This window comes from Nonlabens tegetincola (genome assembly GCF_002954355.1).
Lineage (GTDB): Bacteria > Bacteroidota > Bacteroidia > Flavobacteriales > Flavobacteriaceae > Nonlabens > Nonlabens tegetincola.
The window spans coordinates 246349-259243 of sequence record NZ_MQVV01000012.1 but is presented as its reverse complement, the minus strand read 5'-3'; the positions used below and the strand labels follow the sequence as shown (position 1 = coordinate 259243).

Sequence of the window (12895 nt, the reverse complement as noted above, 5' to 3'; positions counted from 1 at the left end):
TCGTTCTTTGTATTTTTAGACAATCAAAACAGATACTATGAGAATTGTATTTTTTGCTCTTGTGGCAAGTCTTTTATTAAGCTGTAAAAATAATAACAGCAACGTGGATGAAACATTGAAGACTAACAATGAAGAAACCAGCTTAACTCCTGCACAGCAAATCGCACAGTCTACCGGATTATCAGTTTGGGATGATGTTGAAGAAATACAATTCACATTCAATGTAAGTCGCTTTGGAGAAAAGATAATGGATAGAAATTGGACATGGAATGTTAAATCAGGTCTCATCAAATTAAAATCCAAACAAAAGGAAGTCGTTTACTATAGAAATAAAAAAATGGATAGTACAGCCCTAAACGCTGATCAAGCATTTATCAATGATGTGTATTGGCTATTACCACAATTCAAATTAGTTTGGGATAAAGGAACGACCTTATCAACTCCTATTATTAAACAAGCTCCTATATCAAAGGATAGCCTGAACATGATCACCATTTTATATGATAATAAAGTAGGTTACACACCAGGTGACGCCTATGACCTGTATTATGACCAAAATAATACCGTTCGAGAGTGGACCTATAGAAAAGAAAATGATAGTTTACCAACCATGCAAACTACTTTTGAAGACTATCAAAGTTATGAGGGATTAAACATCGCCACAAACCATATCACTTTAGATGGCGACACAAATATTTATTTTTCAGATATTAAGGTAATCAAATCAAATGAATAAAGATACCAGCCTAACCTACGCACTAGAATTAGATCAACAAGATGAATTATCTCGCTTTCGCGAAAGCTTTCACATACCTAAACACACCGATGGCACAAACAGCATATATTTTTGTGGAAATTCTCTAGGGTTACAACCTAAAGCCACAAAAGGTCAGTTAAATCAAGAACTTGAAGATTGGGCAAGTCTAGGAGTTGAAGGTCATTTCCATGCCAAAAATCCATGGATGCCTTATCATGAGTTTTTAACTAAGAATATGGCAACTATTGTGGGTGCTCATCCACATGAAGTAGTAATAATGAATACACTTACCACAAATTTACATTTGATGATGGTGAGCTTTTATCGACCTACGCCAAAACGTTTTAAAATAATTATTGAAGCCGATGCTTTTCCCAGTGATCGATATGCTGTGGCATCACAAGCAAGCTTTCATGGATACGATCCTAACCTAGCTATAATTGAATGGAAACCTAGAAAGGGAGAGCACACTCCTCATCTAGAAGATTTAAAACATTTGCTAGAGACGAACAAAGATGAAATCGCTCTTATAATGGTAGGTGCGGTAAACTACTACACTGGACAGTTCTTTAATTTAAAGGAAATTACTCAATTAGGACATCAACATGGAGCATTAGTAGGTTTTGACTGTGCACATGGAGCCGGTAATGTTGATTTACGACTTCACGATTCTGGTGCCGATTTTGCTGTTTGGTGTACTTACAAATATTTAAATAGTGGACCAGGAAGTTTAGGTGGTTGCTTTGTACATGAAAGACATGCTCAAAATAATGAACTGCCCAGATTTACCGGATGGTGGGGACACAATAAAGAAACTAGATTCAAAATGCGTGATGATTTTGATCCCATCTACGGCGCCGAAGGCTGGCAACTTTCAAATCCTCCTATATTAAGTATGGCTGCGGTAAAGGCGAGCTTAGAATTATTCAATAAAGCAGGTTTTCATAATCTGAGAAATAAGTCAATTCAACTTACCAATTATCTAGAATTCTTGTTAACACAAATCAATTCAGATAGAATAAGCATTATAACACCTACACAATCCAGTCAAAGAGGTTGTCAATTATCACTAGCTGTTAAGAATGCAGATAAATCACTATTTGAATCTATAAGTGCTCGCGGTGTGATAGCTGACTGGAGAGAACCCGACGTAATACGTATAGCACCTGTTCCCTTATATAATAACTATGAGGATTGCTGGAAATTTGTAAATATTCTTAAAGAAGAAATGTAAAAACAGTAGGCATAAGCTTATGGAAATAAACAATAAAGACACAAAAATATTAATCTCTGGGGCTGGTCTATGTGGCTCACTATTAGGGTTACGTCTAGCACAACGAGGATACAAGGTTGACATTTTAGAAAAACGACCAGACATGAGGTCTCAACAAGTTGATGGTGGTAGATCTATAAATCTTGCTCTTTCTGATCGTGGCCTCAAAGGTTTAAAACTTGTAGGTCTTGAGGAAAAAGTCAAGGATTTATGTATTCCTATGCACGGCAGGTTAATACATAATATAGATGGTAGCACATTTACTTCAAATTACAGTGGTCGAGAAGGTGAGTACATCAATTCGATATCTCGTGAAGAACTCAATAAATTATTATTGGATGAAGCAGATAAGTATGACGATGTGCAAATTGACTTCAATGATGAAGTTTTACAAGTAGATTTAGAGAACACTACTATCACATATCATGATAGCGAGTCAAACGAAGAAAAAACATGGAAGGCTGATTTAATTTTTGGTGCTGATGGTGCTGGGAGCGCCGTTCGTAAGGCTATGGTCAAACAAAGAGATTTTTTGTTTTCTCATAGTATTGAATGGTTACCTCATGGTTATAAAGAATTAAGTATTCCTCCTGCAGAAGATGGAAGTTGGCGTATAGAAAAAAATGCCTTACACATTTGGCCTAGAGGTGGTTTCATGCTTATTGCGTTACCTAATTTAGATGGAAGCTTTACACTTACTTTATTCCTAGATTATAAAAGTAAAGAAGGGCCTTCGTTTGAAGATTTAAAAAATGATCGCAGTGTTATTGAGTTTTTCAATACCTATTTTAGTGATGTTGTTCCACACATACCAGATCTTGTCGAGCAATTTAATAATAATCCTACTCCACCGTTAGGTACTATCAAATGTAATCCGTGGGATGCTTACGGTAAAAGCCTTTTAATTGGTGATGCTGCACATGCCATCGTACCATTCTATGGACAAGGTATGAATGCCAGTTTTGAAGATGTAGTTGATTTTGATTTGACATTAGACCGTAATAAATATTGGAGCAAAGCATTCAGTGATTTCGCTGAAACAAGAAAACCTAATACTGACGCGATAGCAGATCTTGCTCTTGATAATTTTATTGAGATGCGTGATAGTGTAGCAAACAGTGACTTTAAGAAAAAACGTCAAATTGAAATGCTATTGGAGTCTCATTTTGCCAAAGAAGAATATCAATCTAAATATTCACTAGTTACATTTCCAGTAGAAGGCATCTCATACCGAGAAGCCATGCTTCAAGGAAGAGCGCAAGACAGAGCTATTTTATACTTATTAAAAGAAAATATTATCAGTCCAGAGGATCATGAAAACGATTTATTATTTGAAATATCTCGTAAGACTAAGGATATTCTCTGGTTTAGAAATTAATTATGGGAGTAATAGAAGGAAAAGCAAAGCCACGTGGTAAATATCCACATGTAAAGAGAGTTGGAGACTTTTTATACGTTTCAGGAACGAGCAGTAGACGATCAGACAACACGTTTGCAGGTGTTGAAGTGGATGAAATGGGAACCACAAATCTCGATATTAAAGAGCAAACCAAAGCAGTTCTAGAAAACATCGATAGCATCTTAAAGACTCAAGGAGCTAGTTTGAAGAACGTAGTTGATATCACAACGTTTCTCGTTAACATGAACGACTTTGGTGGTTATAACGAGACTTACGCTCAATATTTTGATTATTCTGGCCCTACTCGAACCACAGTAGCCGTGCATCAATTACCGCATCCGCACTTGTTGATAGAAATTAAAGCAGTTGCTTACTTACCTGTACAATCGGAGTAAATAAATTCCATATTCGCATTTTAATGAAATAAAAAACCCAGCTTTAAAAGCTGGGTTTTTTAATATAAATGAGAAGTATTAACCTCCAAAATCGTCAAATCTGATATTTTCATCAGGTATTCCAAAATCCTCACCCATTTTTTGAACCGCTTGATTCATCAATGGAGGACCACAGAAATATAGCTCAATATCCTCTGGTGCTTCATGCTTAGATAAATATTGATCAATTACCACCTGGTGTATGAAACCTTGGAAACCATCACCTTCACTATGGATATCATCTTTAAGCTTCCAATTATCTTCTTCCATTGGTTCACTTAAAGCCATGAAGAACTTAAAGTTTGGAAATTCTCTTTCTAACTCACGGAAATGCTCAATGTAGAATAATTCACGCTTTGAACGACCACCATACCAATAAGTAACTGTACGACCAGTTTTCAAGGTTTTGAATAAATGGTACAAGTGAGATCTCATAGGTGCCATTCCTGCTCCACCACCTACGTAAAGCATTTCTGCATCACTGTGATTAATAAAGAACTCTCCATAAGGTCCTGATATCACAACCTTATTACCTGGTTTCTGATTAAAAATGTAAGAACTAGCTACACCAGGGTTTACATCCATCCAACCATTTTTAGCTCGATCCCATGGCGGCGTAGCAATACGCACGTTAAGCATTACTTCTCTACCTTCAGCAGGGAAAGAAGCCATCGAGTAAGCACGTTCTACAGTTTCAGGGTTTTTCATTACTAATGGCCATAAATTAAATTTATCCCATTCTGCCTGAAATTTGTCTGGCGTGTCATGCTCCTCTGGGTGAGCAGTGATATCCATATCCTCAAAACGAACTTCACATTTAGGAACCTCGATTTGAATGTATCCACCAGCTTCATAATCCATATCTTCAGGAAGACGTACTACGAACTCTTTAATAAAAGAAGCTACATTGTAATTACGCACAACCTCTGCCTCCCATTTTTTAATTCCAAATACCTCTTCAGGAATTTCGATTTTCATGTCTTGTTTTACCTTAACCTGACAACCTAATCTCCATCCATTTGCAATCTCTTTACGAGTAAAATGTGGAACCTCAGTTGGTAGGATAGCACCACCACCTTCAGTAACAATACATTTACACTGAACACAAGTTCCACCACCACCACAAGCTGATGGTAAGAACAATTTATTATTACCCAAAGTACCTAATAAAGTTCCTCCAGAATCAGTAGTAATATCTTTTTCACCGTTTACATTAATGGTCACAGGACCTGACGGTAAAAGCTTTGATTTTGCTCCTAAAAGCAAAGATACTAGCAACAGAATAAGTGTTAAGAAAATAACAACTGCTGCAATTAATGTAATCATATTAGAATCCATAATAGCTGTTTCTAAAATTATATTTCAATTCCCATAAAACTCATAAACCCTAGAGCCATAAGTCCTGTTATTATAAATGTAATACCTAGTCCTCTAAGCGGTGCAGGTACATTTGAGTAAGCAATTTTCTCACGAATGGCAGAAATCGCTAGAATCGCAAGGAAAAATCCTACTCCAGATCCTAAACCATATACAGCAGACTCAGTTATACCACTGAAGTCTTTTTGTTGCATAAATAAAGAACCTCCCAAAATCGCACAGTTTACCGCAATAAGAGGTAAAAATATACCTAGAGCACCATACAAAGCTGGAGCAAATCGTTCTACGACCATTTCAACTAATTGTACCATACTTGCGATAACTGCAATAAACATGATAAAACTTAAAAAGCTTAAATCAACGTCTGCATAACTAGCATCTAACCAAGTTAAAGCACCAGGCTTTAGTAGGTAAGTATCTAGTAAAAAGTTGATAGGAACTGTAATTCCAAGTACAAATACAACTGCGGCACCTAGACCAACAGCAGTCTTAACCGACTTAGATACCGCTAGATAAGAACACATACCTAAGAAATAGGCAAAAACCATGTTTTCTATGAAAACGCTTCTTACAAAAAGATTAATTAAATCCATGATATATACTATTTCTTAGTTTAGTTTTCTTCTATTAATGCTCTGTTTCTACTTCTTTGCACCCATATAATGATTCCTACCGTTATAAGTGCCATAGGCGACAATAACATCAAACCATTATTGGAATATCCAAATTCATAGAAAGAATCTGGGATCACTTGATAACCAAAAAGTTTCCCAGCACCTAATAACTCTCTGAAAAATGCTACCAGTATAAGTATGAAAGCATATCCTGCTGCATTTCCTATACCATCAAGAAATGATTTATAAACACCATTACCTAATGCAAATGCTTCAAGACGACCCATTACAATACAATTGGTAATAATTAAACCTACGAATACTGATAATTCTTTTGAAACATCATAAGCATAGGCTCTTAATACTTGATCTACAAGAATTACAAGTGCAGCAACCACAACAAGTTGAACGATAATACGTATTCTTGAAGGAATAGAATTTCTAAGTAATGAGATAATCATGTTACTGAAAGCCATTACGGCCATTACAGCAAGACTCATTACAATCGCAGGCTTCAATTGAACTGTAATTGCAAGTGCACTACAAATACCTAATACCTGTACGGTAATAGGGTTGTTATCGGTAAGAGGATCAGAAAGAAGTTTACGATTTTTCTTTCCCAACAATCCTTCTCTTTCATCTGTATCAGATAGAAAAAGGATTAGTTCTTCTTTTTTGTTTAGTTCTTTTGACATAAAATTTGTTTTTATCTCGCTTTCGCGAAAGCGTAACAACAGTAAGCACCGGCTTACTTCATAGCCACTTTTATGTTAGTATTTTTCTCGAAATAAGGAAGGTAATTCTTAAGTCTTTCTGAAATCATATCAGTAACACCATCACCTGTAATGGTAGCTCCCGAAATGGCATCTACTGCGTTATCGTCCTTATTATCTCCACCTTGATATCCTTTAGCAACAGATACACCTATAAAATTACCATCACCATCAAAGATTTTTTCTTCTTCAAATCTTTTACGGAACCATCCTTGAGTAATTTCGGCACCTAGACCAGGAGTTTCACCCTTGTGATCAAATACAGCACCTTTAATGGTGTTCACATCATCTTTAAGAGCTATGTAACCCCATATTGCATCCCAAAGACCTTTACCTCTTAAAGGAACAATATAATATTTTGAGCCTTCAACATTTGCCACGTAAAGTGGAAATGCTTGTTCTTCTACAGGCTTCTTAAGTTCTTTTTTAAGATCTACCTCAAAAGCATTTACATCAGCCTTAGGAGTACCATCATTAGAAAGTGCAACCTGATCTACAATATATTTATTGAACAAAACCTGAGCACTATCTCTAGAAGTCTCAATTCCTACTGTACCTAGGATGTTTTGCATTTTTTCTTCTTTCACGTTTTTTGCTTGTGCTGGTTGTAGACTAGTAGCTGCAAATGCTAGAGCACTAGCAACAACTGCTACAAGAGCAATAGCAAACAAAAAAGTATAAGCGTTTGAATTTCTATCCATGACTAAGCGGTTTGAAGATTAGCCTTAGCTTTTGCCAGGCGTTTTTTACGTTTACTCACATTTGCTTGAACCACGTAATGATCAATGGTTGGAGCAAACACATTCATTAATAAAATAGCAAGCATAATTCCTTCTGGATACGCTGGATTGAATACACGTATCATAACCCCAAAGAATCCACATAAGAAACCATAAATCCATTTACCTTTAAAAGTTTGAGCAGCACTCACAGGATCTGTTGCCATAAATACTAGTCCAAATGCCAATCCGCCAACTACTAAATGCATGTACCAATCAAATGACATTAGAGCATTTGAACCAAAGGCATTAAAAATCAATCCCATTACAGCAGCTCCTATAAATCCACTTAATATGATTCTCCAGCTTCCTACCTTAGTAAGGATTAAAATGGCAGCTCCTATTAAAATCATAAGAGTAGATGTCTCTGACACTGATCCTGGTATAAAGCCTATGAAAGCATCAGAAAAACTATAAGCCACTTCTTTACCTTCAGCTAGTGATCCTAAAATCGTTTCACCAGAAATAGAATCGGTACTACCTTCATGAACCCATATTTGATTACCTGACATGTATAATGGGTAAGCAAAGAACGCAAATGCACGCGCTGTTAATGCTGGGTTTAAGATATTCATACCTGTACCTCCAAAAGCTTCTTTACCTATAAGTACGGCAAAAGCAACCGATATAGCTAACATCCACAATGGAATATCTACCGGAAAAATCATAGGTATAAGCAAACCAGTTACTAGGTAACCTTCATTCACTTCGTGACCACGATAAATCGCAAAAATAAATTCGATGGTCAATCCAACTATATAACTAACTGCAATAAGAGGAAACACTAATATTGCTCCTTCAGTTAATGCTTCCCAAAAAGGAACATCAGTCACACTACCAAGGTTTCTTTCTTGATAAAGGTATTGAGCTCCTGCATTCCACATACCAAAAATTAAGGCTGGTATAAGCGCAATTACAACCGTAATCATAGTACGCTTAAGATCCACAACGTCACGTACGTGAGCACCTTTCTTTGTAGTGTGATTTGGGGTAAATAAGAAAGTATCAAATGCATTAATAGCAGGTGCATACTTCTCTAATTTCTGACCTGGTCCAAAAGGCTTTCTAGCCTGATCCAGTTTACGTCTAATCCATTTCATAGTTTATCCTACTTCTGTTATCATTAAGTCCAAACCGTTGCGTATTATTTCTTGCGCTTCAAGTTTGGAAGTATTAGTAAAATCAACAAGTGCAAAATCCTCTGGTGCAACCTCGTAAATACCTAGATTTTCCATTTTTTCAATATCACCTGACATACAAGCCTTGATCAATTGCATTGGATAAATATCCATAGGCATTACATCTTCCATTTCACCGGTAACAACTAGAGCACGTTCCTCACCGTTAAGGTTTGTGTCTACTTTTCTTTTACCACCTAACAACCAGGATAAAGAAGTTCCTGCATTTGAAGGTACTTTGTTACGTGTAAATGGCAACCAACCCATAAACGCATACTCATTTCCTTCAGGAATTAAAGTAAGCGTGTTATGATAATAGTTAATAAATTGTCCGTTCTCTAACTTATCACCAGTAAGAACATCTCCAGATATGATTCTCGTATTTTCGGTATCTACGTTCCCACCTGTAAGACTATCAACTTGCGCTCCTAGAATAGTTCTGTAATACTTTCTAGAATCCTTATCAGCATCAGTACCCACAAGAGCTACAGTACGTTGTGCAGAGAATACTCCAGTGGTAAAAACATCTCCAATAGTAGCTACATCTTCAAAACCAACTGTCCACACGCGCTCACCAGCATTAAGTGGTAACACCTTATGGATTTGCACACCTACGTTACCAGCTGGATGCTTACCTTTCACTTTATAAACAGTAGCATCTTTAACAGTGGCAATAGGCGAGTTTTTACCTACACCAATATAAACTGGAGCTATTTTACTTAGTGCAGTTACACCATTTTGAAAAGCTTCTTTCTTATCTGCGAGTATTACATCTGCATCACCGGCTAATGGCGCAGTCGTGTAAGCCGAAATAAAAATTGCTTTTGGTGTATCTTCTGGACTAGCAACAATGCTGTAAGGACGCTGGATGATAAACGGCCAACAACCGCTTTCAAGTAAAATCTCACGCACCTGTTCTGCACTGGCTTGTGAAGGATTCACAACATCATGTTTAACTACATCATTACTTCCGTTAGGAGTAATTTGAACTTCTAGAATTCTGCGTTTTGCACCACGTAAAATTTTAGTCAATGTTCCAGAAACTGGCGACACAAATTTTACCTTTTCATCATACTTTGAATAAAAGATGACCTCTCCAGCTTTAACTGAAGCACCTTCCTTAAGCACCATTTTTGGTACTACCGCATGAAAATCAGCAGGTTTGATTGCATAAACAGAAGACTTTGAAGCATCTACGATCGCATTATCTGCTTCTCCTTTGAGCTTTAGATCAAGCCCTTTTCTTACTCTAATGTCTTTTGACATAGGACGTTATTTTAGTCTTATTTTTAAGGTCTGCAAATTTAAGGATAAAAGGTCTTTTTTAACTCTAACTTATTTATTTAGAAAGGTTCTAAATTGTTGTTTAAGCAAGTTTTTGGCACTGCTTTCGCGAAAGCGTAATAAAAACAGCATCATACCTTATATTTATCCCATATTTGACCATTATGAAGTCGTATTTATTGTTATTCTTTACAGTTTTTTTCAATGCTTTTTTCTTGCAATCGCAAGAGATGAATGAACTTGTTAATGATCCAGATTACATAAAAACTGTTGTATTTAATGTTCCTGCCGAAAATATGCTACCTATATTTAATATGGGTGATACCATCAAACTAGAATTTGATGATATTATAGGTGACGAAGCAGACTATTATTATCAATTTGAACACTACGACCACGACTGGAAATCTAGTAGATTGTTTAAAAATGAATTTCTAGAAGGTATCGATGATATGCGTATCTTCAATTATCGCAATTCCTTTACCACATTACAACCTTATTCCCACTATACATTAACGATACCTAATCAATTTACACAAGGTTTTAAAGTGAGTGGCAATTACATGATTCATATCTACAATGATGATAGGGAACTTGTTTTTTCAAGGAAATTTATGATCGTAGAGGATATAGCTCAAGTAGGTGTTGCCGTGAGAAGAGCTCGAGACTTAAATTACGTTAATACTCAACAACGAGTTGAGTTTAACATAGATAGTAAAGAAGTAAATTTTATAAATCCTAATGAGCAATTAAAGGTTACTGTAATTCAAAACTTGGACTTAACAAATACGATTGATCAACTGAAGCCACAATTTAATTTAGGAAACAAACAAGTATATCGATATGATGAGAAATCAAGCTTTTGGGCCGGTAATGAATATCTAAATTTTGAAAATAGAGATTTTAGAGCACCTAATGTAAATATCGATTACGTCATTAAAAAAGATCTCTATGAGGCTTTTCTATTTGTAGATTTACCCAGAAAAAACAGAGACTACACTTTTTTCCCTGATATAAATGGTGGATTCAAAGTAACTACAATTGACAATGAAGACAATGCTGTACAAGCAGAGTATGTAAAGATCCACTTTAGCTTAGACACAAAGGATATAGAAATCCCTAGAGGATCTACCTTACATGTTATGGGTAATTATAATGGATTTCAAGTGAGTGATGAAAACATGATGATTCCTAGTGAGAACGGTAGTTCTTACAGCACCACACTGACTTTGAAACAAGGGTTTTACAATTATAAATATGCAGTTGTCCATCCTGATGGCCGCATAGATTACGGATTCGTAGCAGGAAATAATTGGCAAACAGAGAACGAGTACACTGTCTTGGCATATTTTAGAGAGATAGGTGGCCGTTATGATAGGTTAATAGGAAAAGGGTCTGCGAATAGCAGAAACATTACAAATTAAATCATTAAGCCACATTTGATTTTATGAAACCTACCAACCGATCACTTATAAAATATAGAGGTCAAGAATGTTTGAACTGCGGCACTCCGCTTGAAAATATTGACAAGTATTGTCACCAGTGTGGTCAATTAAATACCACGAAACGTCTTGCGCTTAAAGATTTCTTTCAAGAGTTTTTCTCCAATGTATTTTCGTATGATTCTAGATTGTGGCGCACTATTAAACATCTATTATTCAAGCCAGGGCACGTTACTAAAGAATACTGCGCAGGCAAGAGAATATCCTATGCAAATCCTTTTAGGTTTTTCCTATCTGTTACCATCGTATTTTTCTTACTCGTACAACTTTTAATACTAGCAAGCTCATATGTTGACAAAGATCAATCTAACCAAGATCCACTTAAATTCACTGTAAAACAAGAGGATCAAAACCCATTCAATATAGAAATCGATAGCAATGTTGTAAACAAACAAGACTTAATTAATAAAATCAAAAAATCTAGGGACAGCCTGTATGGATCACGTAACATGATTGAGAATTTTGCAATAGACCAATCTATAAAAGTGCTTGAAAAGGATTCTACTAAAATCAAACTGAGTAAAGAATATACTACTCAATCAAAACTAGATAGTATAAATTATTTTTCAGGCTTCTTTAAACAAATGGATGATTACTCCCATTATTCTAAAAAACATCCCGAAGCAAGTGCTGTAAGTGCATTGACAGCACTTGAACATAGAATCGACGCTTTCAATATTAAACGCTATAACAACTCTAGAAAATTTGAAAATATTTCTGACAGTCCATTAGAAATACTAGGTGTCATAATCCCAAAAATTCCAATATTTCTATTCTTTTTTGCACCATTTATTAGTCTGTTTTTTTGGTTGATTTATGCACGAGGACCGTGGAATTATATGGAACATATGGTTTTCAATTTTCATTTACTCACATTTGTGTTTTTATGCCTTTACCTAGTACTATTAGAAACCTTAATTTTTAATACAAGTATCGTTTCCAGTATCCTATTCTTGTTGGTTGGTCCCTTTTATCTATATAAGTCTTTACGCAAGTTTTATGGGCAAAGTAGGATTAAAACTCTTATAAAATTTGTTCTTATCAATTTTGCATTTTTCTTTCTTCTTAGTATCGCCAGTAGCTTATTTTTAATCTTTAGTATCTTTGCATCAGTAGATTTATGATACAACAAGTCACTAGAGGTATAAAAATTTCTGTTCAAACGAGTTTTGAAGGTACATTTTATAAGAATTATAAAATGCACTATGCCTTTGGTTATAAAATCACCATTGAAAATCAAGGTAAGGACAGTGTACAATTAACCTATAGACACTGGCGCATTAAAGATAGTCTATCAAAAACAGAACATGTAGATGGTGAAGGCGTGATAGGAAAAAAACCCGTTCTTAAACCAGGAGAAAGACACAGTTATCAAAGCGGCTGTTTACTAACCTCACCATTCGGTAATATGAGCGGTCATTACACCATGGTAAATTTCACCACTACAAAACAGTTTAATGTAGTCATTCCTACCTTTAAACTTAGCGCTCCATTTGCGTTAAACTAGTCTAGTATTTATTACGCT

13 protein-coding genes are annotated in these 12895 nt (G+C 35.7%); 7 read left to right on the top strand and 6 right to left on the bottom strand.

From position 1 onward, the window contains the following. Positions 1 to 37: 37 nt before the first annotated feature. The 4 genes from BST93_RS05015 to BST93_RS05000 are packed head-to-tail and all read left to right on the top strand — an operon-like array spanning position 38 to position 3824. Positions 38 to 736, top strand: coding sequence for a selenophosphate synthetase (locus BST93_RS05015; RefSeq protein WP_105018312.1), 699 nt, complete (start codon positions 38 to 40; stop codon positions 734 to 736). After that, positions 729 to 1991, top strand: coding sequence for a kynureninase (gene kynU, locus BST93_RS05010; protein WP_105018311.1), 1263 nt, complete (start codon positions 729 to 731; stop codon positions 1989 to 1991). The genes BST93_RS05015 and kynU overlap by 8 nt, the downstream gene beginning before the upstream one ends. Before the next feature lie 19 nt (positions 1992 to 2010). Further along, positions 2011 to 3408 (top strand): FAD-dependent oxidoreductase, encoded by a 1398-nt coding sequence (locus BST93_RS05005; protein WP_105018310.1) that lies wholly within the window; start codon positions 2011 to 2013, stop codon positions 3406 to 3408. Between the two features lie 2 nt (positions 3409 to 3410). Continuing rightward, positions 3411 to 3824: a RidA family protein gene (locus BST93_RS05000; protein WP_105018309.1), complete on the top strand. Its 414-nt coding sequence runs from the start codon at positions 3411 to 3413 to the stop codon at positions 3822 to 3824. Positions 3825 to 3902: 78 nt separating this feature from the next. On the opposite strand, the gene nqrF is transcribed toward BST93_RS05000, so the two are convergent. Genes nqrF through BST93_RS04970 form a run of 6 tightly spaced genes read right to left on the bottom strand, consistent with a single transcriptional unit; the run spans position 3903 to position 9850 of the window. Further along, positions 3903 to 5189 (bottom strand): NADH:ubiquinone reductase (Na(+)-transporting) subunit F, encoded by a 1287-nt coding sequence (gene nqrF, locus BST93_RS04995; protein WP_105018569.1) that lies wholly within the window; start codon positions 5187 to 5189, stop codon positions 3903 to 3905. Positions 5190 to 5218: 29 nt separating this feature from the next. Beyond that, positions 5219 to 5833, bottom strand: a complete 615-nt coding sequence (gene nqrE / locus BST93_RS04990) for an NADH:ubiquinone reductase (Na(+)-transporting) subunit E (protein WP_042275862.1) — start codon at positions 5831 to 5833, stop codon at positions 5219 to 5221. 20 nt (positions 5834 to 5853) lie between these two features. Then, positions 5854 to 6549 carry an NADH:ubiquinone reductase (Na(+)-transporting) subunit D gene (locus BST93_RS04985; protein WP_042275864.1) on the bottom strand — a complete coding sequence of 232 codons (696 nt, stop codon included), beginning with the start codon at positions 6547 to 6549 and terminating at the stop codon, positions 5854 to 5856. A gap of 53 nt (positions 6550 to 6602) precedes the next feature. Then, positions 6603 to 7328, bottom strand: coding sequence for a Na(+)-translocating NADH-quinone reductase subunit C (locus BST93_RS04980; protein ID WP_105018308.1), 726 nt, complete (start codon positions 7326 to 7328; stop codon positions 6603 to 6605). Between the two features lie 2 nt (positions 7329 to 7330). Beyond that, on the bottom strand, positions 7331 to 8506 hold the full coding sequence (locus tag BST93_RS04975; protein ID WP_105018307.1) for an NADH:ubiquinone reductase (Na(+)-transporting) subunit B: 1176 nt from the start codon (positions 8504 to 8506) through the stop codon (positions 7331 to 7333). A 3-nt stretch (positions 8507 to 8509) separates the two neighbouring features. Beyond that, positions 8510 to 9850, bottom strand: a complete 1341-nt coding sequence (locus tag BST93_RS04970) for a Na(+)-translocating NADH-quinone reductase subunit A (protein ID WP_105018306.1) — start codon at positions 9848 to 9850, stop codon at positions 8510 to 8512. 182 nt (positions 9851 to 10032) lie between these two features. On the opposite strand from BST93_RS04970, the gene BST93_RS04960 reads away from it, so the two are divergent. From BST93_RS04960 to apaG, 3 genes are read left to right on the top strand one after another with little or no spacing between them, the layout of a single operon-like run. Beyond that, positions 10033 to 11292 carry a type IX secretion system plug protein gene (locus tag BST93_RS04960; RefSeq protein WP_258150479.1) on the top strand — a complete coding sequence of 420 codons (1260 nt, stop codon included), beginning with the start codon at positions 10033 to 10035 and terminating at the stop codon, positions 11290 to 11292. A 23-nt stretch (positions 11293 to 11315) separates the two neighbouring features. Then, positions 11316 to 12494, top strand: coding sequence for a DUF3667 domain-containing protein (locus tag BST93_RS04955; RefSeq protein ID WP_105018303.1), 1179 nt, complete (start codon positions 11316 to 11318; stop codon positions 12492 to 12494). After that, positions 12491 to 12877 (top strand): Co2+/Mg2+ efflux facilitator ApaG/CorD, encoded by a 387-nt coding sequence (gene apaG, locus BST93_RS04950; RefSeq protein WP_042275874.1) that lies wholly within the window; start codon positions 12491 to 12493, stop codon positions 12875 to 12877. The genes BST93_RS04955 and apaG overlap by 4 nt, the downstream gene beginning before the upstream one ends. The last annotated feature ends 18 nt before the right edge of the window (positions 12878 to 12895 follow it).